The sequence below is a fragment of the Mesorhizobium sp. M2A.F.Ca.ET.042.01.1.1 genome (assembly GCF_003997405.1).
Taxonomy (GTDB): domain Bacteria; phylum Pseudomonadota; class Alphaproteobacteria; order Rhizobiales; family Rhizobiaceae; genus Mesorhizobium.
In genome coordinates, this window is sequence record NZ_RZRX01000080.1 from 1 (window position 1) to 24436 (window position 24436).

General features: G+C 63.3%; 35 protein-coding genes. 16 read left to right on the forward strand and 19 right to left on the reverse strand.

Annotation, left to right across the window (positions count from 1 at the left end; all coding sequences use genetic code 11):
• From EOA23_RS14360 to EOA23_RS14370, 3 genes are all read right to left on the reverse strand, one after another.
• Positions 1-493: DUF4142 domain-containing protein (locus EOA23_RS14360; RefSeq protein ID WP_145966427.1), on the reverse strand; the 493-nt coding region annotated here is incomplete at its 3' end.
• A gap of 165 nt (positions 494-658) precedes the next feature.
• Entirely contained in the window at positions 659-1024 is a 366-nt protein-coding gene (locus EOA23_RS14365) for a VOC family protein (protein WP_127304610.1), read from the reverse strand.
• 52 nt (positions 1025-1076) lie between these two features.
• On the reverse strand, positions 1077-1640 hold the full coding sequence (locus EOA23_RS14370) for a DUF1003 domain-containing protein (RefSeq protein WP_127304611.1): 564 nt from the start codon (positions 1638-1640) through the stop codon (positions 1077-1079).
• Positions 1641-1824: 184 nt separating this feature from the next.
• Here EOA23_RS14370 and EOA23_RS14375 point away from each other — a divergent pair, with 184 nt between their 5' ends.
• Positions 1825-2457 carry a hypothetical protein gene (locus EOA23_RS14375; RefSeq protein ID WP_127304635.1) on the forward strand — a complete coding sequence of 211 codons (633 nt, stop codon included), beginning with the start codon at positions 1825-1827 and terminating at the stop codon, positions 2455-2457.
• A 71-nt stretch (positions 2458-2528) separates the two neighbouring features.
• Here EOA23_RS14375 and pqqE read toward each other — a convergent pair whose 3' ends face one another.
• From pqqE to EOA23_RS14415, 8 genes are all read right to left on the reverse strand, one after another.
• On the reverse strand, positions 2529-3659 hold the full coding sequence (gene pqqE / locus EOA23_RS14380) for a pyrroloquinoline quinone biosynthesis protein PqqE (RefSeq protein WP_127304612.1): 1131 nt from the start codon (positions 3657-3659) through the stop codon (positions 2529-2531).
• A complete protein-coding gene (gene pqqD, locus EOA23_RS14385) occupies positions 3656-3955 on the reverse strand; it encodes a pyrroloquinoline quinone biosynthesis peptide chaperone PqqD (protein ID WP_127304613.1) in 300 nt (99 codons plus the stop codon). The genes pqqE and pqqD overlap by 4 nt, the downstream gene beginning before the upstream one ends.
• Positions 3952-4710, reverse strand: a complete 759-nt coding sequence (gene pqqC / locus EOA23_RS14390; protein ID WP_127304614.1) for a pyrroloquinoline-quinone synthase PqqC — start codon at positions 4708-4710, stop codon at positions 3952-3954. The genes pqqD and pqqC overlap by 4 nt, the downstream gene beginning before the upstream one ends.
• On the reverse strand, positions 4707-5645 hold the full coding sequence (pqqB, locus tag EOA23_RS14395; RefSeq protein ID WP_126064472.1) for a pyrroloquinoline quinone biosynthesis protein PqqB: 939 nt from the start codon (positions 5643-5645) through the stop codon (positions 4707-4709). Before pqqB ends, pqqC begins: the two co-directional genes overlap by 4 nt.
• A gap of 124 nt (positions 5646-5769) precedes the next feature.
• Positions 5770-5865: a pyrroloquinoline quinone precursor peptide PqqA gene (locus tag EOA23_RS14400; RefSeq protein ID WP_126064473.1), complete on the reverse strand. Its 96-nt coding sequence runs from the start codon at positions 5863-5865 to the stop codon at positions 5770-5772.
• A gap of 64 nt (positions 5866-5929) precedes the next feature.
• Positions 5930-6448: a ferritin-like domain-containing protein gene (locus EOA23_RS14405; RefSeq protein ID WP_126064474.1), complete on the reverse strand. Its 519-nt coding sequence runs from the start codon at positions 6446-6448 to the stop codon at positions 5930-5932.
• Positions 6449-6666: 218 nt separating this feature from the next.
• A complete protein-coding gene (locus tag EOA23_RS14410) occupies positions 6667-6996 on the reverse strand; it encodes a low affinity iron permease family protein (RefSeq protein ID WP_126064475.1) in 330 nt (109 codons plus the stop codon).
• 183 nt (positions 6997-7179) lie between these two features.
• A complete protein-coding gene (locus tag EOA23_RS14415; RefSeq protein ID WP_127304615.1) occupies positions 7180-7767 on the reverse strand; it encodes a hypothetical protein in 588 nt (195 codons plus the stop codon).
• Positions 7768-7888: 121 nt separating this feature from the next.
• Here EOA23_RS14415 and EOA23_RS14420 point away from each other — a divergent pair, with 121 nt between their 5' ends.
• On the forward strand, positions 7889-8185 hold the full coding sequence (locus EOA23_RS14420) for a DUF768 domain-containing protein (RefSeq protein ID WP_127304616.1): 297 nt from the start codon (positions 7889-7891) through the stop codon (positions 8183-8185).
• 32 nt (positions 8186-8217) lie between these two features.
• Here EOA23_RS14420 and EOA23_RS14425 read toward each other — a convergent pair whose 3' ends face one another.
• Positions 8218-8412, reverse strand: coding sequence for a hypothetical protein (locus EOA23_RS14425; protein ID WP_127304617.1), 195 nt, complete (start codon positions 8410-8412; stop codon positions 8218-8220).
• Positions 8413-8654: 242 nt separating this feature from the next.
• Between EOA23_RS14425 and EOA23_RS14430 the strand changes: the two genes are divergently transcribed.
• The 14 genes from EOA23_RS14430 (at position 8655) to EOA23_RS14500 (ending at position 18999) form a co-directional block, all read left to right on the forward strand.
• Complete coding sequence (locus EOA23_RS14430) at positions 8655-8900, forward strand: hypothetical protein (protein ID WP_127304618.1); 246 nt, start codon at positions 8655-8657, stop codon at positions 8898-8900.
• Between the two features lie 57 nt (positions 8901-8957).
• On the forward strand, positions 8958-9938 hold the full coding sequence (locus tag EOA23_RS14435; protein ID WP_127304619.1) for an alpha/beta hydrolase: 981 nt from the start codon (positions 8958-8960) through the stop codon (positions 9936-9938).
• 240 nt (positions 9939-10178) lie between these two features.
• Positions 10179-10613 carry a hypothetical protein gene (locus EOA23_RS14445; RefSeq protein ID WP_127304620.1) on the forward strand — a complete coding sequence of 145 codons (435 nt, stop codon included), beginning with the start codon at positions 10179-10181 and terminating at the stop codon, positions 10611-10613.
• A complete protein-coding gene (locus EOA23_RS14450; RefSeq protein WP_127304621.1) occupies positions 10610-11830 on the forward strand; it encodes a divalent metal cation transporter in 1221 nt (406 codons plus the stop codon). Before EOA23_RS14445 ends, EOA23_RS14450 begins: the two co-directional genes overlap by 4 nt.
• Positions 11830-12189: a hypothetical protein gene (locus tag EOA23_RS14455; RefSeq protein WP_127304622.1), complete on the forward strand. Its 360-nt coding sequence runs from the start codon at positions 11830-11832 to the stop codon at positions 12187-12189. Before EOA23_RS14450 ends, EOA23_RS14455 begins: the two co-directional genes overlap by 1 nt.
• A 2-nt stretch (positions 12190-12191) precedes the next feature.
• Positions 12192-12521 carry a hypothetical protein gene (locus EOA23_RS14460; RefSeq protein ID WP_127304623.1) on the forward strand — a complete coding sequence of 110 codons (330 nt, stop codon included), beginning with the start codon at positions 12192-12194 and terminating at the stop codon, positions 12519-12521.
• 161 nt (positions 12522-12682) lie between these two features.
• The gene (locus tag EOA23_RS14465) at positions 12683-13297 is read left to right on the forward strand and encodes a hypothetical protein (RefSeq protein ID WP_189341609.1); all 615 of its coding nucleotides are present in this window, start codon (positions 12683-12685) and stop codon (positions 13295-13297) included.
• On the forward strand, positions 13294-13686 hold the full coding sequence (locus EOA23_RS14470) for a phage holin family protein (protein ID WP_126064485.1): 393 nt from the start codon (positions 13294-13296) through the stop codon (positions 13684-13686). Before EOA23_RS14465 ends, EOA23_RS14470 begins: the two co-directional genes overlap by 4 nt.
• Positions 13683-14549, forward strand: coding sequence for a DUF3618 domain-containing protein (locus EOA23_RS14475; protein WP_127304624.1), 867 nt, complete (start codon positions 13683-13685; stop codon positions 14547-14549). Before EOA23_RS14470 ends, EOA23_RS14475 begins: the two co-directional genes overlap by 4 nt.
• A 73-nt stretch (positions 14550-14622) precedes the next feature.
• A complete protein-coding gene (locus EOA23_RS14480; protein WP_127304625.1) occupies positions 14623-15132 on the forward strand; it encodes a DUF892 family protein in 510 nt (169 codons plus the stop codon).
• Positions 15133-15306: 174 nt separating this feature from the next.
• Positions 15307-16527, forward strand: coding sequence for a branched-chain amino acid ABC transporter substrate-binding protein (locus EOA23_RS14485; RefSeq protein ID WP_127304626.1), 1221 nt, complete (start codon positions 15307-15309; stop codon positions 16525-16527).
• Entirely contained in the window at positions 16515-17474 is a 960-nt protein-coding gene (locus EOA23_RS14490; RefSeq protein WP_127304627.1) for a PQQ-dependent catabolism-associated beta-propeller protein, read from the forward strand. Before EOA23_RS14485 ends, EOA23_RS14490 begins: the two co-directional genes overlap by 13 nt.
• Entirely contained in the window at positions 17471-18196 is a 726-nt protein-coding gene (locus EOA23_RS14495) for an ATP-binding cassette domain-containing protein (RefSeq protein ID WP_127304628.1), read from the forward strand. The genes EOA23_RS14490 and EOA23_RS14495 overlap by 4 nt, the downstream gene beginning before the upstream one ends.
• The gene (locus EOA23_RS14500; RefSeq protein WP_127304629.1) at positions 18193-18999 is read left to right on the forward strand and encodes an ABC transporter permease; all 807 of its coding nucleotides are present in this window, start codon (positions 18193-18195) and stop codon (positions 18997-18999) included. The genes EOA23_RS14495 and EOA23_RS14500 overlap by 4 nt, the downstream gene beginning before the upstream one ends.
• On the opposite strand, the gene EOA23_RS14505 is transcribed toward EOA23_RS14500, so the two are convergent.
• The 7 genes from EOA23_RS14505 to EOA23_RS14535 form a co-directional block, all read right to left on the reverse strand.
• A complete protein-coding gene (locus EOA23_RS14505; protein WP_127304630.1) occupies positions 19000-19416 on the reverse strand; it encodes a c-type cytochrome in 417 nt (138 codons plus the stop codon). It lies immediately after the preceding gene.
• Positions 19397-20275, reverse strand: a complete 879-nt coding sequence (locus EOA23_RS14510) for a cytochrome c oxidase assembly protein (RefSeq protein WP_127304631.1) — start codon at positions 20273-20275, stop codon at positions 19397-19399. The genes EOA23_RS14505 and EOA23_RS14510 overlap by 20 nt, the downstream gene beginning before the upstream one ends.
• Entirely contained in the window at positions 20272-20613 is a 342-nt protein-coding gene (locus EOA23_RS14515) for a hypothetical protein (RefSeq protein WP_127304632.1), read from the reverse strand. The genes EOA23_RS14510 and EOA23_RS14515 overlap by 4 nt, the downstream gene beginning before the upstream one ends.
• 1 nt (position 20614) lies before the next feature.
• Positions 20615-21220: a cytochrome c oxidase subunit 3 gene (locus EOA23_RS14520; RefSeq protein WP_127304633.1), complete on the reverse strand. Its 606-nt coding sequence runs from the start codon at positions 21218-21220 to the stop codon at positions 20615-20617.
• Positions 21217-23193 (reverse strand): cytochrome c oxidase subunit I, encoded by a 1977-nt coding sequence (gene ctaD, locus EOA23_RS14525; RefSeq protein WP_127304634.1) that lies wholly within the window; start codon positions 23191-23193, stop codon positions 21217-21219. Before ctaD ends, EOA23_RS14520 begins: the two co-directional genes overlap by 4 nt.
• Positions 23190-24203, reverse strand: a complete 1014-nt coding sequence (coxB, locus tag EOA23_RS14530) for a cytochrome c oxidase subunit II (RefSeq protein WP_189341610.1) — start codon at positions 24201-24203, stop codon at positions 23190-23192. Before coxB ends, ctaD begins: the two co-directional genes overlap by 4 nt.
• A partial coding sequence (locus EOA23_RS14535; RefSeq protein WP_145966428.1) for a cytochrome c occupies positions 24200-24436 on the reverse strand: 237 nt, incomplete at its 5' end. The genes EOA23_RS14535 and coxB, both read right to left, overlap by 4 nt.

A 24436-nucleotide genomic window follows, 5' to 3' on the forward strand; every position in this document is an offset into this window, starting at 1 on the left:
TGCCTGAGGCGATCTTTTCGATCATCTCCTGGTGCATCTTGAGTGTCGGCAGCGTCTGCTGGGCAAATGCCTTCAGTTCCGCGTTGTCGCCGTCGGCCGCATAGTCCTGGAATAGCTTGACCGCGTCGGCATGCGCGTCCTGCTGCATCTTCACGTAGGACTGGTCGGCCGAACCGTTGGCCGATTTCAGCGCCTCGAGATCGCTCTTGTGCATCGCGTCCATTTCGGCGGGAATCTCCAGTTTCTGCTCGCCGGCGATCGACTGCAGCTTGGCGTTGGCCGCGCCGTGATCAGTTATCATTTTCTGGGCGAAGTCATTGACAGCCTGGTCCTTCACCTTGCCTTGGACGATCTTGCTGGACTCGACCTCGAAGATCCCGCCTTCGGCTGCCTTGTTGACGAAATCCTGCGCCTTTTCGGCACTGAGCGCCGGATGGGCAAAACCCAAGGCGACGGCCGTGCAAAGCGCGCCCGATAACAAACGCAACTTCATAGATGATGTCCTCTAACGCACTGAATTGTGCTCAGAGGCAAACAGAGGGGCGCAGCGTTTGTTCCAACGCCAATAGGATTTGGTGCAAAGCCGCTGAGCTACGTCGCGGCTGGGAAGATTTCGATATGGACGGACTCCTGCGCTCACGGGCGCAGAACGGGCAGCTCAATTTTCCGCGGCGAAGCTTACGGCCTCGACATTGTGCCCGTCCGGGTCGAGCAAGAAAGCTGCAAAGTAATCCGGCGCGTATTGGGTGCGAATGCCAGGCGCGCCATTATCGCGACCTCCGGCGGCAAGGCCTGCCTCGTAGAACGCGTGTACCATCGCGCGGGAGCCGGCGCGGAACGCCATGTGGATGGGTCCAGGAGGAGGACCGAATGCCCCGATCCAGAGACGACCGGAGTAGCCGCCCAACATGGCCCAGCCCTCGCCAGATTCCAGCACGCTAAGATCGAGAGGTGCGAGTACTGCTTTGTAAAAGGCGAGCGATTTCTCTAAGTTCCCGACGTTGAAGCCGATGTGGTCGAACATGCGCCTATCCTCTGATTGACCCAACTTAGTAACGCTTAGCTTTGGTGATCTGTCACTCGGGCGGCTGACGGTCGGACACCTCTTCGATCTTGTCCAAAACTGCCTCCGGCGCCACATCGCGCTTGAGTTCCTTGATCTCGTGATCCGCGTCGGTATCTATGTTGAGACGCTTGGCAATCTCCTCCACCAGCTTGATGAGCTTGGTGGTTTCGTGCTCGTTAAGCAGGCTGACCTGCAGATCGAGGTCTGCCCTGGAATTATCCTCCGCGGCCATTCGGTTCTGATTGATGAGCACGAAGGTCGAGAGGAAGATGGCCTCGACCGAGGCTAACATGGCCAGGATGACCAGTGACGGGTCCCAGGGTCTGACGGAGCTCAGGATGCCCACATTGAGGGCGATCCAACCGCCGAAGAAGGCAACGTGTAAGTAGACGAAGACCATGCTTCCAGCGAAGCCGCTGATCGCTGCGGCTGCGCGCTCCTCCAGCGTTGCGGCTCTGGCTTCGCGTTTTCGCCTCTCGATCAGTGCTTCGATGTTTCGCGCCAGGGCAGGGGCAAGGCCTTCCGGAGCCGGCTTGGTTGGCGTGAAATAACCGTTGCTTTTCGAGGCGGCCATCCGTTCTAATCCAGTCATCTCCCGTTTAGCCAGCCTAACTCGCCGATCGACAATTCGCTCCATTGAGCCTTCTCAGCTGGCAACACGTGGCAGAATGCTTGTCTGCGATCACTGGTGTCGCGGCACAACGGGTTGCCTCTTGAGCCGGCTTTGCTCTGGGATCAGCCCGACCTATTTATCGGATATGCCAGGGCGCCGAAAAACCGAACCTACCACCAAGCTGATAGCTGAGTGGCCGCTTTCGCCGGCGGCCACCTTGGGATCATCGATGCGGGCGAGGGGCATCTTCCTGGACATACGCGCTCGCCTTCCCGCGCAACTTCGAAAGCTTCTCCACATCGAATCTCGGGTGCTCACTTTGCGCCTGCCGGAGGGCTCGGATGCCGATGCTAAGGTGGCAGCGCTGGTCGTATCCAAAGCCATGTGCGACATCGAAGACCTGCCGGTCATCCCTCGCGAGGTCGAGGACATCCTGACGATCTCGTCCGGCGAGCGGCACCGCTGGCTGAAGGACGGTCGGCTTCAGAGCGCCGGGACGCGAACCGTGAAACTGCGCGGCCGGGCGAGGAAGATCACCTTCCACGTGTTCGACCCTCGCCACATCGAGGATGTGCTTGACCGCGATCTGGTCACCGTCTGGCGTGATGTAGACGCGGCGACAGCTGCCGAGAACCGGAGACGCGCCGCCGCAAGGGCGGCTCTGAAGCGCTCCCAAAAGAAGCGCGGCGGGGCCGCAAGTAACACTGACGAGAGCCGGGACGATGCGCCCCGCCTGAGAGGCTGGGAAGACTTCGATATCGACGGCCTTTTGCGCTGAGGGAATTGCCTCCCAAGCGAAGTGTATATCAATGGCCGAGATGGACCGTCGCTGGTAGGCGAAGCTGGGGCCTATCGACGGCGATTGTTCCTACCGTCAAAATCAGATCCTATCCGGCGATACATGAAAGCATCGTCTCCGGCGGTATTGCTGCGCCGCGTTTCATCGACCAAGGCGGCCATACGGGCGTGCGCTGTCGACTTGATGCAGGCTGGATCTGTTGCAGCGGCATGGCCGACAATCGCTAATGCCTGACACCGGCAGCCGCCCCAGTCGACCTCGCGACGCTCGCAGCTTCGGCACGGCTCCCGCATCCATTCGGTGCCCCGGAAGGCGTTGAAGGCCGGTGAGTCGGTCCAGATCTCGGCGAGGCTGCGGTCTCCGAAGCGCTCGAAGCGGAGCGAGGGAATCGTCTGGGCGGCATGGCACGGCAACACGGTGCCGTCGGGAGTCACTATGAAGGCGTCGCGCGCCCAGCCCCCCATGCATGGCTTGGGATAGATGGCGAAATAGTCGGGCGTGACGAAATCGATGTTCATGATGCCGGCTAGCTGTTCCTGCGCAGCCGCGACGATGTCGGCCTGCCGGTCGACGGCGGCACGGTCGGGCATCAGCAAATCGCGATTGGCGAGCGCCCAGCCGGCATATTGGACGTTGGCGATCTCGAGCCGCTCAGCACCCAGGGAGAGCGCGAGGTCGATGAATTCCGGCACTTCCTCGATGTTGTGCCGATGGACGGGCGCGTTGATGGTGAGCGGCAGCCCGGCCGCGCGGGCGCGGTGCGCCGTCTCCAGCTTTTTCTCGTGGCTGCCCCGGTGGTTGCCGATACGGTCGGTGGTCACTGGGCGAGCGCCCTGGAAGCTCAGTTGCAGGTGGTCGAGACCGGCTTCGGCAAAGGCTTCGATGCGGCCTGCGGCAATGCCGACGCCGGCGGTGATGAGGTTGGTGTAGACGCCGCGCGCCGAAAGGCCGGCGATCAGTTGCTCGAGGTCGCGGCGCAGCGTCGGTTCGCCGCCGGAAAGATGCACCTGCAGGACGCCGAGATCGGCGGCCTGCGAGAAGAGATCGAGCCAAGTCTGCGTGTCGAGCTCGAGGTTGGCCTTCAGCAATTCGAGCGGATTGGAGCAATAGGGGCACTGCAACGGACAGCGATGCGTCAGTTCCGCCAGCATGCCGATCGGAGGCAGGAGCGCCTTGCTCACAGCTTTACCAAAAGCTTGTCCGACCATTCCTGCAGGAAAGCGATGACATCGTCCGCCACGTCCTGCGGATCCGCGTCATAATCGGCCGCAAGATCGGCGATGATGCGCTCGACGGTTGATTGCCCGTCGCAGCGGCGCAGTATGTCGAGACTGATGTCATTCGGCCAGAACACCTTCTCCGGCGCAAGCACGGCGAAGGCCAGTCGCACGGGGTCGTAATGGATGCGCACATGCCTGGGCAGCGATGGCGCGGAGCGCAGCGACACGATGGCTCTTTCGCGCAGCGTCGTCGTCATAAGGCCGCCTCCGGACGGAAGGCGCCTGGCGGTATGTTCCCCGGCGCGCCATAGGCATGCTGGAGCGCATCGAGCATGGCCCACAGTATATCGCATTTGAACACCAGCGCATCGATCGCCTGCTGCTGGCGTTCGGGCGTGTCGGCGTGGACGAGCACATAGGCGAGGGCGAAGTCGGCGTCGCGCTTCGCCTGCTCCGGTCGCTGCGTGAAATAGGCCAGCGTGTCCTCGGTGATGTAATCGTATCTGGCCAGCATCGCCGGCACGCGCTCGCCGATGATGGCCGGCGAGAACATCTCGGTCAGCGAGGACGCGACCGCCTCGAGCAGCGTACGGTTGGTGCAGAAGGAGAGATAGGCGCCGACGGCGAAGCGGGTCACCGGCAGCGCCAGCCTTTCGCTCTTGACCGCTTCGGCATCGAGCCCGAGCGAGGTCGCCAGATGCAGCCAGCGCGCGATGCCGCCGCTCCAGCCGTCCTCGCCGTCATGGTCCTCGATGCGCTTGCGCCAGGCGGCGCGAAAAGCCGGATCTTCGGCACGAGCCAGGATCATGGCGTCCTTGCGCGGAATGACGGCCTGGTAGCAATAGCGGTTCAGCGCCCAGGCCTGCATTTCGGCCTTCGACAGGGCGCCGGCGGTCATCCTGTGATGGAAAGGATGGCGGTTGTGGTAGCGCTCGTCGCCGACCCGCCGCAGCGCGGCTTCGAGCTCGCGCTTTGACAGGCCGCCTCGGGCCGCATCGTGGAAATCGCTCAAAATTCCATCTCCATGCCGTCGAAGGCGACTTCCCAGCCAGCCGCCTTGATCGCCGCGTGCTCGGCGGAATTCTCGTCCAGAACAGGATTGGTGTTGTTGATATGGATGAAGATACGGCGAGCGATCTTCACATCGGCCAGGCCGGCGATCGAACCCGCTTCTCCCGACATTGCGATATGTCCCATGCGTGCGCCGGTTTTCGGGCCGACCCCTGCCTTGATCATCTCGTCGTCCGTGTAGACGGTGCCGTCGAACACAAGGCAGGTGGCATCAGCCAGCCGCGCGCGCAGCGCTGCGTCGATGCGCGCGCAGCCCGGCACGTAGAAAATCGCGCCGCGACCGACCGCTCCGCTGATACGGACGCCGATCGTGTCGCCCGTGTCGGAGCTGAAATCGGCGCCGGGATCGCCTCCTTGCTCGAGATAGAGCGCGACCTTGCCCGGCACCGGGAAGCTGCCGACGATCACGCCGGTCGGGTGGCCGTCCGCGCCGCAGATCGCCGTCTCCTCCATCGGCGCCAAGAGACGCCGCGGCACGATCGCCGGATCGAGAACATTGAAGATCGAATTGGCCTCCAGCGTCGCCAGCACCCGCGCGGTCGCATAGATCGCGAAAGGCTCTCGTTCACGCAGGCTTAGCAGCCCCGCGACATGGTCCACGTCGGCATTGGTCAGCATCACGGCTCGGATAGGTGTCGAGCGCAACGGTGCGTCCGCCGCGGGCTGCAGCTCGGGCGTTTGCGCAATCTGCTGACGGATGTCGGGCGATGCGTTGAAGAGAACCCAACCTGTTCCGTCCGCCGATACGGCGACGCACGATTGGGTTCGGGAGCGCAGACCGGGCACACCGGCGCGGGCCGCGCGGCTCAGGCGATAATTGCAGTTCCATTGCGGAAAGCCGCCTCCCGCTGCCGATCCGATGATCTTCACGCGCATGTCAATGCATGCCCAGCGAGCCAACTGACCGGCGCCACTCTTGCGGCTGCGGTCGATTTGCGTCCACGTCTTCCGATATCGCAAAGATTGCATGCCCCGTTGAGCAGGGCATGCAATTCACGGGTTACTTTTTCCGCCGGATTTCAGCAGGTAGATATCGCGAAATTTCGAAGCCCGCCGCCACCTGACACATGGTTGGTTTCTTCCAGGTCTTCTTCATCGAGTTCTCCTTTCTGCAGCCCGCACGGAGCGACGGCGCCGCCAATGCAAAGTGTTGGGCGTTGCTAGGCCGCCTGCAAAGCACGTTGGTTGGCGTCGCTTTCACCAAGAGTGTTGAGCGCCTCGTCGGTTGCCGACTCTTCCTTCAGGGTCTGTCGGAGCAACGGAAGAGCGTCCTTGAGACCGAGCTGTTCAGCCCATGCGATCAGCGTACCGTAACGCGCGATTTCATAGTGCTCGACCGCTTGGGCAGCACCCACCAGTCCTGCGTCGAGCGCCGGCTCGTCCTTGTACTCTTCGAGAATTTCCGAGCCCTCCTCGATGATGCCGTCAATGGCCGGGCAGGTCTTGCCCCTGGCCGGCTTGCCGAGCATGTCGAAGACTTGCTCCAGGCGATCCACCTGGTCTTCAGTTTCCTTGAGGTGCTTTTCGAAAGCGGCGCTTATCTTTTCGGACTGTGCTGCTTTTGCCAGCTTTGGCAAAGCCTTCAGGATCTTCTTTTCCGCGTAGTAGATGTCTTTCAGTCCGTCCAGGAACAGGCTTTCCAAGCCGTTCGAGGTCGCGGACGAGGCTTTCTTCGGCATTTTAGATCCTCCTTGCGGTGTGGTGATATGCCTGCGGCACTCATCCTAATCCGCCGGGAGGCCTGAAGTTCCCAGGAGATCGCCATGTTGGAACAGCGCGGTCGGAGTGGGCGCCGCAAACTGCTCCGGCGTTTGTTCTAAGAATACCGATCACCGCTGGCGCCGTGCTCACAACGACTTAGCTCCGAACGGAGTTCGGTTGAGGTCGAGGCGAGATGTCAACTCCTCCTTTGCCCGCCATCGCGTATTCGCTCAATCTCCTCAGGCTCTTTGTCGTCCATCTCGGCGATCTCGTTGCGAGCCTTGTCGTTCGCTTTGATCAGCTCATCGAGTTTCGCCTGAAGGGCCTGGGTGTCGCGATGCTCAGCCCTTTGGATAAACAGCGTCATTGCCCAGGTGATCAGCGTCGCGGCGCCGTGCCAGTCAAGCGTTTCCCGCTCGAAGAGAAACCAGGAGACAGTGTAACCGCCCAAGATCAGAAAGGCCGCAGGCCGGGACGTCAGTGTGCCGACCTTCGTCAGCGCTTCTCGAAGCTGCAATGTTGCCATGCCTGCGAACGGCTCAGAGCAACCCGGGTTCCCACCAGGTCGGCCCGGTGCGCGAGGTGCTATGCCTAGCGATCGGCATGTCGCCACCCCCACTTTGGCGACTCTCTTCATCCTTCGGCCGCAAGTTGTCCGACAGGAAAGTGCGGTCCCCGAATGTGCCATTCTAACGCAGGATCCCCCCTATCATTCCAAGACTGAGCGCCTCGGCGGCGTTGATGTAGCAATTCTCCGTCGCGCGCCGGTAAAGCTCGTCCGCGCTGAGCGAACTGCCTTCGACAAGTTCCCTGAAGCCTTCCATCTCCAGACGTCGCGATTCTCCAGCAAGGCAAGCTGCTCGCGAACGATCTGGATGCAGGATCGAATCGGGCCGTTGAGCGCAATGCTTGTTTCCATGCGCCGCTCATGCACGAGAAGAACGGCATCCTCGGTCAGGAAGCGGTCTTGCGTCGGGAAGGCGGCGAAGATTGTCACTCCCGCCGAATAGACCTTCGTCTTTCCGACGCAAAATGCATCCCTGCCGGAATGCCGACGAAAGAGCCGAACCTCCAGCGCCATGCGGCGCGCGGCGTCCGCATCGCCGCCGCTCGTGTTCAACTCCATGATCATGTCCTGACCGTTTTTTCGCACGGTCTCCAGGCGACCCAAGAAAAAGCTGACCGTCTCATCATCGATCAGGCCGTTGATGGAGATGTTGGGCAGGAACAGGAGCTTGTCCTGGCCTGGGGCGGAATCGTCGCGCTCGTGTGAAACGCTGTCGTCGTGGAAAGCCATGGAATGCCTCACCGGATTTTCGGACTCCCAACCGCCCGTTGGTTCGTTCGTTCCTCGCGGTTTCGGATTTACGGGAACCTCGGTGCCGTCGTCCGGTTATCTGGCGTCGAGGAGGTGCTCCATGAACGCGACGAAGGAATTCCTGCGCAGCTGGCTGGAGGAGAATGTCGGCAACTTGCCAACCGACACCGAGATCAGCGTTCCGATGCTGGCGCAGCAATTCGAGCAGGATGCTGATGCCGCCGGCTATGGTCGCGAGGTGCGTGAGCAGGAGGTGGGCAACATTGAAGACGCCATTCAACGTGCGCTCGACAAAACCGGCGAGGAAAACAGAGGGTCGGAATCCAGTCCCGATGAAGAGAATTCGCTGGCGCCTGTGATCGATGCCCTGGAAGCCGTTGAGCCTGAACAAGGGTGATGCCGAGGGGTCCGGCCGGCCGGCCGACTCGTCTAGCGGGTCTCCTTGGTAAGCGCCGCGATTACCGCGTCCAGAACCGCCTTTGGGCAGGTCTCTCCTTCGCGCAGCGCTTCGAACAATGAGGTCACCACGCTTTCCAGCGTTTCGCCGTGATCCTTCGACAGTTTCGAAGCTGCTTGCGTGAGCGCTTCGAATTCCAAAAGGCTGAGTGGAGAGTGGCGCGTCATGGTTCCTCCGTCGCGAGGCGGACGCAGGAGGCAACCGGACGCTTGCCGCAGTCGTAGAAGTGCAGCGGTTCAGCCTCAACCACATTTGTTGCAGTAAGCAGCCGTTGGTTCGGCCCGGTTGCGGAAGGTGGCGAGGCCGGTCGCGCCGCGCACGGAACAAAGGGCGGCCACAGAGGTTTGGACCCTGCTTCCAACCTGCCCGGAAGCCAGCAGACATCCGACCAAAGCGGAGAAGGTCCTCAATGACGAAGTCGCGCCAAAACGACGATCCTGTGCGATCCACTCCAAGCAGTGGCAGGACCGGCCAGCAAGCAGGAGCGGACAGGGGCTCACCGCAAGAAGATCCGGTTGAAGGCTCGCGCAAGGTTGTGGATCGCGAGCTCGCCCGGCAAAAGCCGCCGGCCGGGGCTGATAAGAAGGAGGCCGAGCAGAGCCTGCGCGACCAAGTCCAGGAAGAGACCGATCTGCCTCAGAAAGGGTCGGCCTGATAGCGAGCGGGGCACCACTGCAAAGGTCGCCTACCACCCCCGCCTTGATTTCCAAACATGACGGCAAAGTCCAGGAAGAACCTGCTTCTGTTGCTTGCGGGCGCAACGTTCGGGCTGGCGCTCTATAACAATCTCCTGGCGAGACGGGCGTTGGCCGCACGTCCGCTCGGGCGCTTCATCCATCTCCTGGGAACGAAGCTGCATTTCCTGGAGGCGGGCAACGGGCAACCGCTTCTGCTGTTGCACGGCAATGGCGCCTCGGCGGAAGACTTCACGACAAGCGGCATCTTCGGCAGGGCCGCCGCCAGATATCGCGTACTTGCCTTCGACAGGCCCGGCTTCGGCATGAGTCCACGTCCGGCCGGCAGACCTTGGACCGCGGCTGCCCAGGCCGACCTCATCGATGCCGCAGTCGCGAAACTCGGCATCGAGCGCTACATGGTTGTCGGCCATTCCTGGGGGGCAGCGGTGGCGTTCGAGATGGCGCGCCGGCATCCCCGGTCGGTTGCCGGCGTCGTTGTCGTCGCCGGCTATCACTACCCGTCGCCAAGGCTTGCCCTTGCTATCTCCGCGCTGCCGGCGGTTCCGCTGATCGGGACGGTGCTGCGCCACGCGGTGCTGCCTTCGCTGGTCAGGCTGAACTGGCGCTGGGCGATGAAGAAGATTTTTCATCCGGCAACGATCGCGATCCCTTTCGCGACAACGACAAGGGGGTTGGCGAGCCGGCCCTCGCAGCTGCGATCCATCTCCGCTGAATCCTTCCTGATGCTCGCATCGGCATTTTTCCCAAATCGTCGATATGCCGACATCGCCGTCCCTGTCGGGATAATTGCCGGCGCGGGCGACCAGCTGTTCGATGCCAAGGCCGAGGCGCTGCGGCTTCAAGACGAGATAAGCCATTCACTTCTGGATATCGTCCCGGGTGCCGGACATATGGTGCATCAAAGCAATCCGAAGGCGATCCTAGCGATGATCGACAAGGTTGCGGCTCTTGCCAATATTGGTGACATGGCGAAGCAACCGGCTCGTACGACATGATTAAGTGCGCGGCCCGCGGAATAAAGTAATACGGCCGAGGTTCGGCGGGCTTCCAACGGAGAACCAGCCGCGTTTTTTTACCGACAAGAAATTGCAATTCCCGGCCAGGGTGGGAAAGCCGAACCCTGTCTCCGCGCGCGCTGCAGCAGGCAATCGGTGGCGCAAATCCCGAACACGGAGGAACTTTCCCGTGGGTGCGGCTTTATCATCGTGATTTCAAGCGATTGCAAAGAGTGGAAGATGTTGCGCACCGTTGCCCGGCCGTGCCGGGCCTTCCTGCCTCTGCTGGCGCTGGCGCTTGCCTCCTGCTCCTCGTCTGAAACCGTCGACCAGCAATCGAAGCTTGCAGCCTCGACGGCACAGTCGGCGGTGCTGGTAAGTGATGCCTGGCTCGCCGGCGCCGCGCCGTCCCGCTACGCATCGTCCGCCTTGCAATCCTTTGCCGAGACACTCGACGACGCCGGCCGGCAAGTGCAATCGGCGTCGCCGTCCGACCGGGCAAAGCGGGATGCGCTGGCAGAGGCTCTCAGCCGGCTGTCGAACGCGGCAAGGCGGGCCAAGGACGCGGTCGAGGCCGGACAGTACGCCGGGGCAAGCCAGGCGCAGCAGGAGCTTCGCGCCGCGCAAGGCGACCTCGCCGCCGCCTATCGACAATATTTCTCGCCGGGCCGATGAAGAAGCTGCTCGAGATCTCGCTTGGTGTCGTCACCAGCGTCGGCGGCTTCCTGGAGGTCGGGTCGATGGCGACGGCGGCACAGGCCGGCGCGCTGTTCGGCTTCCAGCTCATCTGGGCGGTCGTGCTCGGCACCATCTGCATCATCTTCCTGGTCGAGATGGCCGGCCGCTTCGCTGCGGTCAGTCATCACACCATCGCTGACGGCATCCGCGAGAGGTTCGGCTTCAACGCGTTCATTTGGCCGCTGCTTGCAGTCTTGCTGGTCAACTTCCTGGTGCTTTCCGCCGAGATCGGCGGTGTTGCCATTGCCGCCGAGCTTGCCACGGGAATCGGTTTCCAATGGTGGGCCTTGCCGGTGGCTTTCCTGGCGTGGCTGCTGCTGTGGAAAGGAACGTTTGGCCTCATCGAGAAAGGGGTGTCGATGCTTGGCCTCGTCACCGTCTGCTTCGTCGTCGCGGCCGTGATGTTTCGGCCTGAATGGAAAGAAGTGGCTGTCGGCGCAGTACCGAGCCTGCCGCACCATGACACGGCGAAATACTGGTTCATGGCCGTCAGCATTCTCGGCGCCTCGATCTCGCCTTACCTTTTCATGTTCTATTCCTCCGGCGCGATCGAGGATCAGTGGGACAAGAGCTATCTCGGCACCAATCGGGCGATTGCCGGCCTCGGCATGAGTTTCGGCGGGACGATTTCCGTGGGCGTTCTCGTCGTGGCCGCGCTCGTGCTTGGCGCTCATGGCGTTACCGAAGTGGACGACTATAACCAGCTGCCATTGATGCTGATCCCGATATTCGGCTTCTGGGGTTTTGTCCTTTTCGTTGCTTCGCTGGCAATCGCCTGCTTTGGCGCCGCGCTCGAAGTGGCCTTGCAGCAGGCCTATCTCGTCGCACAAGGGTTCGGCTGGAACTGGGGCGAGGATCTCAAGCCCCGCGACGATCCCGGTTTCAGCCTGGTCTACACGCTGACGCTCTTCCTTGCCGCCGTTCCGATCATGCTCGGTCTCGACCCGTTGAAGCTCACCATCTTCTCGATGGCGCTGACCGCGGCGAGCCTGCCGCTGACGGTCGTGCCCTTCCTTTTCCTGCTGAATGACGACCGCTATGTCGGCGAGCACCGCAATGGCGTCGTTTCGAACGCGGCCGTGATCTTCGTCATCGCGCTCGGCTTCGTGCTGGCGGTGGTGTCCATTCCACTGCAGATATTCGGAGGCACGTGATGCAGTTGCTGCGCGACATACTGGACAAGCAGGTCGTCGATCGCGAGCAGGTCAAGACCGGCAAGGTGGATAGCATTGTCGCCGAGCTGAGGCCGGGCAAGCCGCCCAGGGTAAGCGCCGTTGAACTCGGCTCGATCGCGCTGGCGCGACGGCTTGGCCCGGCGCCCGCAAGATGGACGGCGAAGCTCGCGGCAAGGCTGAGCGGCAAACAGCAGGCACGGCCGCACCGGATCGCCTGGAACAAGGTGCGCGACATCGGCGTCGATATCGAGTTCGACATCGACGTGCGCCGGACCAGGATCTTCGCCTGGCAGGACTGGCTGCGCGAACATGTGGTCGGTCGAATCCCGGGAGCGTGAGCATGGCGACCGTGCACCTCGATCACCTTGCCGGCAGGCGCGTGTTCTCCGAGCACGGCAGGAGCATCGGCTATATCGAGGAGATCATCGCCGAGCGGGACGGCAGCGACCTTGTCGTCACCGAATTCCATGTCGGGATCTTCGCCGCGTTCGAGCGCTTGTCCGCTTCGACCATCGGCACCGCCTTGCTCGACTTCTTCGCGTTGCGGCGGCGTGAAGGCCTTTATCGCATTCCCTGGGACAAGCTCGATATTTCCGATCCGACGCGCCCCAGACTGCTCTGCCCCGACGAGGAGCTTGCCGCTTTCAAGGCGCAGCCCGAGGACAAATGACGGTTTGCTAAAAAGCTGCCCGTGCGGGGGAACATAGCAGCCGGCGCGAAGTTGGATTGGCATGGAGGAGGCTGCGCCATGAACAGTGTCATCTATCTCATCGGTCTGATCGTCGTTGTGCTAGCGGTGCTTTCCTTCCTCGGTTTTCACTAGGAGGCACCATGCAGCGCGAGAACGATCGGGGCCGCGAGCCCGCCGACTTTGCTAGGGCAAAGGACGAAGTTTCCGACAGGATCCAGGAAGAAACGCAAAGCGCCGGCGAAGCGCTCCACGATGCCCGCGACGAGGTTGCCCGCAGGGCTGGGGCGTATGCGGCCGAAGCCCAGCAGGCCGCCACGGAAAAAGCCGAGCAGGCGCAGCGCGATATCGGATCGAGCCTGTCTGCTTTCGGCGGCGCCCTGCGCGCCGCGAGCGATCACCTGGCCGAGAGCGACCAGGGCGCGGCCTCGAAATTCATGCAGGAGGCGGCGAGCGGGCTGGAACGGCTGTCCTCCTCGTTGAAGGAAAAGCCGTTCGGACAGGTGCTCGAAGACGTCCAGTCTTTTGGCCGGGAGAATCCTGGAACGCTCCTTGCCGGTTCGGTTCTGGCGGGACTGGCGCTTGGCCGCTTCATGAAGGCTTCGCCGCCCGGAACCCGCCGCCCGACGCAGGGCGCGGCCACGCGTGAACATTCCGGCCAAACCGGCACGGGAACGAGCGCCCGCCGGGATGACGCTCCAGCCAACTGGGGTTCCGACGGCGGCATACCGGGAAAGGCAGCGGAGCTGAAGAAATGAGCACTCAGGATAATCCAAGTCTCGGCACATTGGTCGCCGATCTGGCGCAACAGGTGAGCAGGCTCGTGCAAACGGAGGCCAGGCTCCTAAGGGCGGAAATCTCGGAGAGCGCGACCAAGGCCGGCGCAGGCGCCGTCGAGGTGCTGGGCGGCGCGATATGCCTGCTCGCGGCGCTTTTGGTCTTGTTGCAGGCGCTGGTCATCGCCCTGGCTCGCCTTGGTCTGGGCGCCGGGTGGTCCGCCTTGCTCGTCGGTGTGGTGGTTGCCGTTCTGGGCGTGATCCTGTTGCGGACGGGCATGGCAAGCATGGCACCCTCCGAGCTCGCGCCGGACCGTACACAAGAACAGCTCAAGCGTGACGTGAACGTGATCAAGGAACAAGCGAGATGACCGAGAAATCCGCAGCCGAGCTCGAACGCGAGGCGGAAGCCACGCGCGCAAGGGTGGTGGCGACCGCCGACTCCATTCGCGACAAGATGACTCCCGGCCAGCTCTTCGACGAGTTCACTGGGCTTTTCAGGGATGGCACAGGCTCCGACATGCTCCACAACCTGAAGGTCCAGGTGCGGGACAATCCGTTGCCCCTGACAGTGATCGGCGCGGGCCTGGCCTGGCTGATGTTGGGCAGTGGCGCTTCTACCGCGTCGGCGGGTGCCGATGGTGTGACGCGGCGCGGTCCCGGGCTCGATCACGGGGCATTCGGTGCGGGAATGGGTTCCAGGGTCTCGGATGCGGCCGACTCTGTTGGCGAAGCGGCCAGCGGAGCGACCGCAACTGTCTCGGGAATGGCAAGCGAAGCAGCCGGTACAGTGTCGGACATGGCAAGCAGCGCTGCGGACACGCTTGCGAGGTCGGCGGCAGCTACGGCCGACATGGCAACGAGCGCCGGCCGTTCCGCGCACAATCTGCTTCAGGACCAGCCTCTCGCTGCGGCCGCCGTCGGCCTCGCCATCGGAGCTGCGATCGGCGCCATGCTGCCCCACACGGAACTCGAGGACGAGCAATTGGGCGGCTATCGCGAGAAGCTTCGGGACACTGCCGGAGAGACTTTGAAAGAAGGCCTCGACGCCGCAAAGCAAGTTGCGGCCGAAGCCTACCAGACGGCGAGCGACGAAGCCGGACGGCTGGCGTCAAACGAGGGGACGCTGGCCGGCAAGGTCGGCGGTGTCGTCAAGGCCGCGGCCGACAAGACCGACGAGTCGGTGCGCCAGAAGCTCTCCGATTCCGATCCGTTCTCCTCGCGGGAATCGTAATCGGAACTCACGTTCAAGGAACAATGCACGCCGCCGGCGGTTCGGGCGGCGTCAGATCGATGGAGACACTAAAATGGCTGAATCGCGCGAATGGCTTGTCCAATGGTTGAGGGACGCTCACGCCATGGAGGAGCAGGCAGAGACAATGCTGTCGGGACAATTGAGCCGGATCGAGAGTTACCCTGAGCTTAGCGAGCGAATTCGCGCTCATCTGGAAGAGACGAAAGAGCAGGCAAGACGGCTGAAGAGCTGCCTGGACGGGCTCGACGAAGGATCGTCCATGCTGAAGGATGCAGGCGGCAAGCTGACTGCCACGGCGCAGTCGATCAGCGGCGTGTTCGCCGGCGACGAAGTCATGAAGGGCTCGCTGGCGAGCTACACTTTCGAACATATGGAAATCGCCTCCTACACGATCCTCATCGCCGCGGCGAATGCGGCGGGCGAGGCCGAGATTGCCCGCGTGTGCGAACAGAACCTGCGTGAGGAGGAAGCGATGGCCGAGTGGCTGAAGAGCAACCTGCCGCAGGTCACAGAACAATTCCTGGCGCGGGCAGACATGGACAGCGACAGCGCGAAACGCTGACTTCGGAAGCAGGAACAATCGGAGGTTCCACAAGTTGGAGCCCGGGTCGGTCCTCCCACCACCGGTCTAGGCTCCAAGCCCGCCCTGCTTTCAGCAGGGCGGGCTCGACTCGGTTTGCCGTCTAGGAACATTCCTTGCTGAAAATCATTAGGTCGCTGCGGTCCTGGAGTTCCCGTGGCGATTTCGAACATCCAACTTGGCTTGCTCGACCTGAGTCAGACGAGGCTGGCGCTGGCGTTTGTCGGTCTGCTCGCCTTCGCCGTTCCCGCGCTTGCCGAGCCGCCAACGATGGTGATTGGCTATCTCGGCGAACAGCGCAAACTGCCTCTACCCCTTGGGCCATTGGACGAGGCCGTCACAGATGATGGTCTGCAAGGCGCCAGGCTGGGCATTGCCGACGACACCGGCACCGGCCGCTTTCTCGGCCAGCAATTTCGGCTGCAAGAAAGGGTTCTCAAGCCGGGCGAAGCACCTGCCGAAGCTGTCAACGCGTTCGCGGCCGCCGGCATCAGCTTCGTCGTTGCCGATCTCGATGCCGCGCAATTGCTGCAGGCGAGCGCAGCGCCCGGTGCCGAGCGGATGACGCTGTTCAACAGCCGCGATCCTGATGACAGCCTGCGTCGGGAGGACTGCCGAAGAAACGTTCTGCACACCATTCCGAGCCGCGCCATGCTGGCCGACGCCCTGGCGCAATATCTGGTCTGGAAAGGCTGGCAGCACTGGTTCCTGCTGACTGGTCCGCATCCCGGCGACCTGGCCATGGCGGCGGCCTTTCGACGGGCAGCGACGCGTTTCGGGGCGCAGATCACCATCGACAAACCTTGGACGTTCCGGCCGGCCAGCGGCCGCGCCGACACCGGACATGTCACGCTCCAGACGGAGATACCTGCCGCAACGCAGGTCGGCGACTATGATGTTCTGGTCGTCGCCGACGAAGCCGACGAATTCGGCGCTTATCTCGAGGGGCGCACCGCCTTGCCGAGGGCGGTGGCCGGGACGCAAGGGCTGGTCGCCACCGGCTGGAGCGCTGTCGACGAAGAATGGGGCGCCACGCAGCTCCAGGACCGCTTTCACAAGCAGGCCGGACGCTGGATGCTGCCCAGCGACTACGCCGCCTGGCTGGCGGTCAGAAGCGTCGGCGAGGCGGCAACGCGGTTGCACAGCCTCGATCCGACCGCCATCGCAAAGTATCTGCGCAGCGACGATTTCCTGCTCGCCGGCTTCAAGGGGCAAGGGCTGAGTTTCCGTCCGTGGGACGGGCAGATGCGCCAGCCCATTCTGATCGCGGGCCCCCGGCTGCTTGTTTCCAGTTCGCCACAACCGGGTTTTCTGCATCAGCGCACCCCGCTCGACACTCTGGGCATCGATCTGGAGGAGAGCGCATGCAAATTCTGATCGCGCTCGTACTGTTCTTGGTCCTTGTCCCTCCCGCGGCGGCCGAGACGATTTACGTCTCCAACGAGCAGGACAACACCGTTGCGGTCGTCGACGGGCCGACCATGACATTACAGGCGGCGATCGATGTCGGCCGGCGCCCGCGCGGAATGGCGCTTTCGGTCGACAAGAAGGTGCTCTTCGTTGCCGAAGGCGACGACAACCGCATCGACATGGTCGATCTCGCCAAGCGGCAGGTCGTCGGTCAACTGCCTTCGGGCGCCGATCCGGAATTCTTTGTCGTGCACCCGGACGGCAAGCGGCTCTTCGTCGCCAACGAGAACGACAACCAGGTCTCGGTGGTGGATATCGCTGGCGCCAAGATCATCGGAACAGTCGATGTCGGCGTCGAGCCTGAGGGCATGGCGATCAGCGCCGATGGCCGAACCGTCGCCTGCACGTCGGAGACGACGAGCATGGTCCATCTCATCGACGCCACTACGCTCGAACTCATCGACAATCTGCTCGTCGACACGCGGCCGCGCGCCGCGGCGTTCTCGGTGGACGGCAAGCAATTATGGGTGGCGTCCGAAATCCGAGGCACCGTCACGGTCTTCGACACTGCGACACGCGCTCAAACGGGCAAGATCGAGTTCGAGGTGCCGGGCATTCGGCGTGAGGGCGTGCAAGCGGTCGGCATCGAGATGTCACGCGACGGCGCGACTGCCTATGTCGCGCTCGGCCCAGCCAACAGGATTGCCGAGGTCGACACGAAGACATTCACGGTCAGGCGCCTTTATCTCGTCGGCCAGCGGCCCTGGCATGTCGCGCTCTCTGGCGACCAGAAGCAACTGATCAGCGCCAACGGCAACTCCGGCGATATCTCCTTCATCGACCTGGAGAACCAGGAGGTCGTGAAGTCGCTGCCGGTGGGGCGCGGTCCATGGGGCGTCGTGATCGGCCCATGACCGCCCTGGCGATCGAGAATCTTAGCCACAGCTTCGGAACCCGGCAGGTTCTCCAGAATGTCTCGTTCACCGTGGCTGAAGGCAGAATGTGTATCCTGCTTGGCCGTAACGGCGCCGGTAAGACAACGTTGTTCTCGCTGATCACCGGTCTCTACTACGCGCGCACCGGGCTGGTGCGTGTATTCGATATGGCGATGCAGGCGAACCCGTCCGCCGCGCTCGCGCAAATGGGCGTCGTCTTCCAGTTGCCGACGCTCGATCTCGATCTGACGGCGGGCGAGAACCTGCGCTACCACGCCGCACTGCACGGACTTCCGACGGAACTGAGCAAGGCGCGCTCACGGGAGGAATTGAGCCGCCTCGAAGTGCTGGACAGGATCGACGATCGGACCAGCGCGCTATCCGGCGGCCAGCGCCGGCGTGTGGAGATTGCGCGGGCGCTGATGCATGGCCCGCGCCTGCTGCTGCTCGACGAGCCGACCACCGGGCTTGACGTGCCGGGACGGAGCGCGCTCGAGCAGCATGTAAGGAACCTTTGCCGTGAACGTGGCATCGCCGTCCTATGGGCGACGCATTTTCTCGAAGAAGTAGCGGCCGACGATGACGTCGTGGTGCTGGATCGGGGTAGGGTTTGCTGGACCGGCCCCGCGGACCGCATCGCGCCCGAACTCGGCGTAGGAAGCGTCGCTGAAGCATTCGCCTTGCTGACGGGTTCGCCATGAAAGTCGATCACGCATTACGGGCACTCGACGGCATCTTGCAGCGGGAAATGCTGCGCTCGCTGCGGCAGCGCGCGCGCCTGTTCTCCGCAATGGTGAGGCCGCTGGTCTGGCTGGCGATTTTCGCGGCCGGCTTCCGCTCCGTTCTCGGCCTGTCGATCACGCCGCCCTACCAGACCTATGTTCTTTACGAGGTCTATGTAGTGCCTGGGCTGGCGGCCATGATGCTGCTGTTCCACGCAATGGCGAGCTCGTTGGCCATGGTCTATGACCGCGAGATGGGCAGCATGCGCCTTTTGCTGACGGCCCCGCTGCCGCGCTGGTACCTGCTTGCCGCGCGCCTGCTTGCCAGCGTGATTGTCGGCCTGCCGCTCGTCTATCTGTTTCTTTTCGTGGCGCGCTTCTGGGACGTGCGGCCGCCGGTCCTGGGCTATGTCGCCGTGTTCCCGGCGCTCGTGCTGTCGGGCTTGATGCTCGGCGCGTTCGGTCTGTTGGTCTCCTCGATGTCCACTCAGATGGAAAACTTCGCCGGCGTGATGAATTTCGTCATCTTCCCGATGTTCTTCGCCTCGACGGCCCTCTATCCGATCTGGCGCCTCGCTGAAGCCAGTCCGGTGCTGGCGACGATCGCCGCCTGGAATCCATTCAGCTCGGCGGTCGAGTTGATCCGCTTTGCGCTCTACCTGCGGTTCGACTTGGTTTCCATGCTCGTTGTTGTCGCCTGTCTCGTGGCATTCTTCCTGGCGGCGGTGGCCGGTTATGATCCCGGTCGCGGCCTGTGGTCCCGGCGTGGCGGCGAGGGCTGATCATCTGAGGGCATAGAGATAGGCCGCGATGTCGCGCGCCTGCTGCTCTGTGATCCTTGTCGAGGGCATGGCGGTGTGCGGATTGATTTCCCGTGCCGAGCGGATCCAGCGGATCAGATTCTCCGGATTGTTCGCCAGCACACCGCCGATGTAGATGCGCCCGGCGAGGCTGCCGTCGAGCCGCGGCCCGACCTGGCCTTGCGCCCCCGGCACCCCGGGAATCGTATGGCAGCCTGAGCAGCCATTCGCTGTCATGATCGGAATGGCGCGCGCGCCCACGCCGCCGGTCGCCACGTCCGACTCGTGTTGGACACGCTCGCGGCGGTAGAGCCACAAGGTCGTCGCCGCGATTACGACCACCAGAAGCACGATCGCGACGAGGACGCCCCCGAGCAGCCTAGCCAGGTCGGAGCGCATGGGCCGCCTCCCTGGTTCCGCTGTTGCTTATCCAAAGGCCGGCGAGCAGCAGTGCGACTCCGCCGTAGATCAGCCCGGCCGGAACCCACATCACAAGCCCCGCGAGTTGCTGATCCTCGAGCGGGCTCAGGCGCCAGAGCGCGGCGCCGGAGGCATTCTCCGGATACCAGAGTTTTGGCGAGACCAACAGCAGGACGCCGAGCAAGCCGGTGTGAAGCGAGGTGAAGAACAAATGCATGACGGAAATGCCATAGGTCTGCTGTCGGCCGGAACGCGGCAGAAGCACCCACCAGAACAGCAGGGCGGTGCCGAGGAAGCTCGCATGCTGCGCATAATGCAGCACACCCTGCTGCAGCGCTGCCTCGAACAGCGCCGGGACATGCCAGACCCAGATCGCTATCCCATGAAGGATCGTCGCGCTGAGCGGGCGAGCGGCGAAGGCCCAGAGCGCCTGCAGCACCTTGCCATGGGTGAGCTTTCCCGTCCCTCGGCGCAGTGCGGCCGGCAATGCCCACATCAAGGCCGCGCCGGGACAGGCGGCGACAAGAAGCGGCGCCGCCACGGCCATCAGCAACTCATGCTCGATCATATGGGCGGAAAACACCCGCTCACCGAGCGCATGGATGGGGCTGACCAGCGCGACGGCCAACACGCTCCAGCCGGCCGCGAACAACAGAGCTTGCCGCAGCCGTTCGGGACGGCCTCGGCCGCTGCGACGCCAAAGGCGGCCCGCGCCGAGCGCGTAGAGCAGCGCGATAGCCGCCAAGGGAAGCGTGATGGGAAGCGCCAATGTCCATCCGGCCTCCGGCGCACCGGCGCCGTAGCAGATCGAGGTCGAGAAGAAGGCTTCGAAGCTCATCGCAGGCACTCGTCGAGGATGAGCGCGGCGCTGCCCTGTATGATGATGACGAGGGCGAACAGCAATGCTGCGAGAACGCCGAGATCGGCGACGAAACGCTCGGTGCTGCGGGTGCGGTCCGGTTTGAATGCCGCGCCGCCTTGCTGCTTCGCCCGCCATGAAAGCGCGCCGCCGAGCAGGGAAAACACCGCGAGCAAAAGCGCCACCGGAAGCACCACCTGCACCTGGCGATTGCACTGCCAATGAACGAGGGCGTAGTTCAGCTGTGTTGAGATTGCCCAGGCCAAAGGGCCCGACAACAAACCTCCCCAGGACGTGCCCAGCCGCAGCGCGCGCATCTCAGCCTAACCTCGGTAGCCAATAGATGAGGAGGTAGATCGGAATCCAGGTGAGGACCACGAAGTCCCAGTAGAAGACATTGTCGCCGACATCGCCGAAGCGCCGGCCGCTATAGCCATGGTGCGTGAACATCAGCACCGTCAGGACAATCGTGTCGCCGACATCGGTGATCAGATGCGTGGTGTGGAGACCAAGCAGTACCCAGAGCATCGAGCCGTAGGCATTCGTGTCCCAGTAGATATTCAGGGCGGGAAACTCGAACCAGCGCACGACGAGAGGCGCGAGGCCGAGCAGCGACATCACCACCATTCCGATCCGCGCGGGCCGCATGGCGCATCGCTTGGCATGGCCGTTGAGGATGTGGTTGGGCACCAGGCTGGCGATGAGAAGCAGCGTCACGATGCTTCCCGGCCAATGGTTGGGCTGCGGAGCGCTCAGGCGCCAGTTGGGCCACAAGGTAACGAGGTAGAGGTAAGCGCCGGCGGCCAGCGCGAAGCCCATGCCTTCCAGCGCCATGAAGCCAAGCGTGCCCCACCAGGTCGGGCTGCGCGGGCCATGGCCAAAGGTCGGGAGGCCGGTAAGATCGAGGGCGGGACGCTGGTTCATTCCTCGTCCTCCGGATTGTCCTTCGGCCAGAACCAGCCGACCAGAGTGACGGCGATCGGCGCGGCGCCCCAGATGATCGCCCAGGGCGTGAAGATCGAGTACAGGAAGGTGGCGCCGACGGCGATGGCCGCCAACAGCGGCCAGATCGACGGCGTCGCCGATTTTTCGCGGATGTCGGGATGGGCTTCCGCCACGGTGGAGACGAGCAATTCGCGAACGTCGACCCGAAGCCCGGTCGCGACAGGAAGCGCCCCGCGCTCGGCCCAGAGCGGCTCGACATTCGTCACGACCGGAATGCGGGCGAAATTATAGCCGGGCGGCGGCGAGGAAGTCGCCCATTCTAGCGTGCCGGCATCCCAGGGATTGTCGCCTGCGGGCGTTCCCCGCAATGCGCCATGAACGAGGTTGAACGCAAACAGCACGAAGCTCAGGAAGAAGAGCACCGCGCCGGCGCTAATGAAGAGATTGATGTTTCCCCAGCCGAGCTCGGCCGGATAGGTATAGACCCTGCGCGGCATGCCCCACAGGCCGACAATGTGCATAGGGAAGAAAGCCGCATTGAAGCCGATCATCGCCAGCCAGAAATGCCAGCGTCCCAGACGCTCGCTCATCATGCGGCCGGTGATTTTGGGGAACCAGAAATAGGCGGCCGCGAGCAGCGGGAAGACCGAACCGCCAATCAGCACATAGTGGAAATGGGCGACGACGAAATAGGTGTCGTGCACCTGCAGGTCGAGCGGCACCGAGGCGAGCATGACGCCGGTAAGGCCGCCGATGACGAAGGTGAAGAAGAAGCCGAAGACGAACAGCAGCGGTGTACGGATCACCGGCCTGCCGTCCCAGAGAGTGGCCAGCCAGCAGAAGATCTGAACGCCGTTGGGGATGGCGATCAACATGCTGGATGCGGTGAAGAAGCTCGCGCCGAGCTTCGGCAGCCCGGTTGCGAACATGTGGTGGACCCAGAGGCCGAACGACAGGAAGCCGACCGCGATCAGCGACAGGACCAGCCCGAGATGACCGAAGGCTGGGCGCCGGGCGAAAGCGGGAATGATGGCCGAGACCATGCCGGTCGCAGGCAGGAAGATGATGTAGACTTCAGGATGACCGAAGAACCAGAAGAGATGCTGGAACAGCAGCGCGTCGCCGCCTTCAGCAGGGTTGAAGATATGCGTGCCGACGAGGCGGTCGAGGATCAGGAAGGTCGAGGTGATCATCACCGCCGGCATGGCGAAGACGACGAGGAAGGACGTGACCAGGAGAGCCCAGACATAGAGCGGGATCTTGTCCAACGACATGCCCGGCGCGCGTTGCTTGAACACGGTCACGATGGTCGCGACGGCGACGGCCAGCGAGGATACCTCGGTATAGGTGATCATCTGCGCCCAGACGTCGGCGCGCTTGCCTGGACCGTATTCCGGCCCGGACAGCGGCACATAAGCGAACCAGCCGACATCCGGCGCCATCGCGAGGGCGAAGGACACCCAGGCGAAGAGGCCACCCGAAAGATAAACCCAATAGCTAAAGGCGTTGAGGCGCGGGAAGGCGATGTTGCGGGTGCCGACCATCAACGGCACCAGGTAGATGCCGGTCGCCTGCACAATGGGCACGGCGAACAGGAACATCATGGTGACGCCGTGCATCGTGAACAGCTGGTTGTAGAGGTCCGGGCCGATCAGGCCCCGCTGCGGGCCCGATAGCTGGATGCGCATGGCCACGGCGTTGAGTCCGCCCAGGCACAGGAAAAGGAAGGCGGTGATCAGGTAGCGGCGTGCGATGACCTTGTGATCGACGCTCGACAGCGCGCCGATGATGCCGGGAGGCGTCCGCCACGTCCGGGACAACCAGCGATGCAAGCTGGCGTCGTCCATGCCGGTGTCGCGCGGCCCGTCACGCTCTGGTGCTATATCGCCCCTGACGGACGTTTCCCGCTCCGGCGGCAGATCGCGTTCGCTGGTGAGATCCGCGCTGCTCATTTCAGCCCCTCGAGATAGGCAACGATGGCGTTGAGTTCGTCGCCGCTCAGATCGACCACCGGCATGTGCGAGCCGGGCTTCACGCCTTGTGGGTCAGCGATCCAGGCGGCGAGGTTGCCTCGGCTCATCGTCAATGTTCCGGCCGCGAGCGTCTGCCGGCTGGCGAGATGAGTGAGATCGGGCGCGACCGTTCCGCCCGCCGGCGTGCCGCCGATCTTGTGACACATCACGCAGGGGCGTTTCAGGAAGAGGTTCTCGCCGGCCTTGGCCTCGTCGCCTGTTGGAGCGGCGGCCGGCTCCAACTGGTCGTTCCACCAGGCATCGAACTTCGCGCGCGGCTCGGCGATGATGAAGGTGCCCATATTCGCGTGCTGCGCGCCGCAGAACTCGGCGCATTGGCCTCGGTAGACGCCGGGCTTGTCGGCCTTGATGTCGAGCACATTCATTCGGCCGGGAATGAGGTCTAGCTTGCCGGAAAGGCTTGGCACCCAGAAGGAGTGGATGACATCGGTCGAGGTGAGAAGAAGCCGCACGGGTTCGCCGGCGGGAATATGGATCTCGTTGGCCGTGGTCAGGATGCGGCTCGGCGTGGCGTCTTCGTAGCGCACCTCCCACCACCATTGATGACCGGTGACGCGAATGGTCAGCGCGGCGTCCGAGCCGATCGCGGCAAGGGTTCTGTTGGCGAAGAAGCTGAGCAAGGTCAGCCCGACCAGGATCACGGCGGTCAGCCCGACGGCAATCATCACCACGCGCAGCTTGCGGCTGTCGGCGCCGGCGTCCAGCGCAAGCGGCTCGGCATGTTGCCTCAACCGCATCAGCAACGGCACGGCAAGGGCGGCCATCACCAGCACCCACACCACCGCGCACAGGCCGGTGAAGAACCAGATCAGCCATGCGAGCTCGCTCGCCGCCGGACCTTTCGGGTCGAGCGCCGATTGCCAGCCTGCGCATCCCTGAAGAAACAGGGCGATTGCCGTGGCGAACGCAATCGAGGCGAGGCGTTTCACGGCGACTTCCCCAGCGTGGCGGCATCCGGCATGCGGTTTTCGGACGGATGCACCATCATGTCGTCATTGCGCGACGGCGCGGCGGAGGAGGGTGCGTTGCCGCTAAGCGAGCGAACGAAGGCCGCAAGCTCCCAGATCTGGTCGTCGGGGATCTTGTCGCGGAAGCTCGGCATGCCGTTCGGGCGACCGTCGCGGATCGTGGCATGAATGCTTTCCATCGAGCTGCCATAGAT

Excerpts from the sequence above, each read along its gene's own strand:
- EOA23_RS14365 (WP_127304610.1), bottom strand. The coding sequence starts at position 1,024 with ATGTTCGACCACATCGGCTTCAACGTCGGGAACTTAGAGAAATCGCTC.
- EOA23_RS14370 (WP_127304611.1), bottom strand. The coding sequence starts at position 1,640 with ATGGCCGCCTCGAAAAGCAACGGTTATTTCACGCCAACCAAGCCGGCT.
- EOA23_RS14375 (WP_127304635.1), top strand. The coding sequence starts at position 1,825 with ATGCCAGGGCGCCGAAAAACCGAACCTACCACCAAGCTGATAGCTGAG.
- pqqD (WP_127304613.1), bottom strand. The coding sequence starts at position 3,955 with ATGACGACGACGCTGCGCGAAAGAGCCATCGTGTCGCTGCGCTCCGCG.
- pqqB (WP_126064472.1), bottom strand. The coding sequence starts at position 5,645 with ATGCGCGTGAAGATCATCGGATCGGCAGCGGGAGGCGGCTTTCCGCAA.
- EOA23_RS14400 (WP_126064473.1), bottom strand. The coding sequence starts at position 5,865 with ATGAAGAAGACCTGGAAGAAACCAACCATGTGTCAGGTGGCGGCGGGC.
- EOA23_RS14405 (WP_126064474.1), bottom strand. The coding sequence starts at position 6,448 with ATGCCGAAGAAAGCCTCGTCCGCGACCTCGAACGGCTTGGAAAGCCTG.
- EOA23_RS14410 (WP_126064475.1), bottom strand. The coding sequence starts at position 6,996 with ATGGCAACATTGCAGCTTCGAGAAGCGCTGACGAAGGTCGGCACACTG.
- EOA23_RS14415 (WP_127304615.1), bottom strand. The coding sequence starts at position 7,767 with ATGGCTTTCCACGACGACAGCGTTTCACACGAGCGCGACGATTCCGCC.
- EOA23_RS14420 (WP_127304616.1), top strand. The coding sequence starts at position 7,889 with ATGAACGCGACGAAGGAATTCCTGCGCAGCTGGCTGGAGGAGAATGTC.
- EOA23_RS14425 (WP_127304617.1), bottom strand. The coding sequence starts at position 8,412 with ATGACGCGCCACTCTCCACTCAGCCTTTTGGAATTCGAAGCGCTCACG.
- EOA23_RS14430 (WP_127304618.1), top strand. The coding sequence starts at position 8,655 with ATGACGAAGTCGCGCCAAAACGACGATCCTGTGCGATCCACTCCAAGC.
- EOA23_RS14435 (WP_127304619.1), top strand. The coding sequence starts at position 8,958 with ATGACGGCAAAGTCCAGGAAGAACCTGCTTCTGTTGCTTGCGGGCGCA.
- EOA23_RS14445 (WP_127304620.1), top strand. The coding sequence starts at position 10,179 with ATGTTGCGCACCGTTGCCCGGCCGTGCCGGGCCTTCCTGCCTCTGCTG.
- EOA23_RS14450 (WP_127304621.1), top strand. The coding sequence starts at position 10,610 with ATGAAGAAGCTGCTCGAGATCTCGCTTGGTGTCGTCACCAGCGTCGGC.
- EOA23_RS14455 (WP_127304622.1), top strand. The coding sequence starts at position 11,830 with ATGCAGTTGCTGCGCGACATACTGGACAAGCAGGTCGTCGATCGCGAG.
- EOA23_RS14460 (WP_127304623.1), top strand. The coding sequence starts at position 12,192 with ATGGCGACCGTGCACCTCGATCACCTTGCCGGCAGGCGCGTGTTCTCC.
- EOA23_RS14465 (WP_189341609.1), top strand. The coding sequence starts at position 12,683 with ATGCAGCGCGAGAACGATCGGGGCCGCGAGCCCGCCGACTTTGCTAGG.
- EOA23_RS14470 (WP_126064485.1), top strand. The coding sequence starts at position 13,294 with ATGAGCACTCAGGATAATCCAAGTCTCGGCACATTGGTCGCCGATCTG.
- EOA23_RS14475 (WP_127304624.1), top strand. The coding sequence starts at position 13,683 with ATGACCGAGAAATCCGCAGCCGAGCTCGAACGCGAGGCGGAAGCCACG.
- EOA23_RS14480 (WP_127304625.1), top strand. The coding sequence starts at position 14,623 with ATGGCTGAATCGCGCGAATGGCTTGTCCAATGGTTGAGGGACGCTCAC.
- EOA23_RS14490 (WP_127304627.1), top strand. The coding sequence starts at position 16,515 with ATGCAAATTCTGATCGCGCTCGTACTGTTCTTGGTCCTTGTCCCTCCC.
- EOA23_RS14495 (WP_127304628.1), top strand. The coding sequence starts at position 17,471 with ATGACCGCCCTGGCGATCGAGAATCTTAGCCACAGCTTCGGAACCCGG.
- EOA23_RS14500 (WP_127304629.1), top strand. The coding sequence starts at position 18,193 with ATGAAAGTCGATCACGCATTACGGGCACTCGACGGCATCTTGCAGCGG.
- EOA23_RS14505 (WP_127304630.1), bottom strand. The coding sequence starts at position 19,416 with ATGCGCTCCGACCTGGCTAGGCTGCTCGGGGGCGTCCTCGTCGCGATC.
- EOA23_RS14510 (WP_127304631.1), bottom strand. The coding sequence starts at position 20,275 with ATGAGCTTCGAAGCCTTCTTCTCGACCTCGATCTGCTACGGCGCCGGT.
- EOA23_RS14515 (WP_127304632.1), bottom strand. The coding sequence starts at position 20,613 with ATGCGCGCGCTGCGGCTGGGCACGTCCTGGGGAGGTTTGTTGTCGGGC.
- EOA23_RS14520 (WP_127304633.1), bottom strand. The coding sequence starts at position 21,220 with ATGAACCAGCGTCCCGCCCTCGATCTTACCGGCCTCCCGACCTTTGGC.
- ctaD (WP_127304634.1), bottom strand. The coding sequence starts at position 23,193 with ATGAGCAGCGCGGATCTCACCAGCGAACGCGATCTGCCGCCGGAGCGG.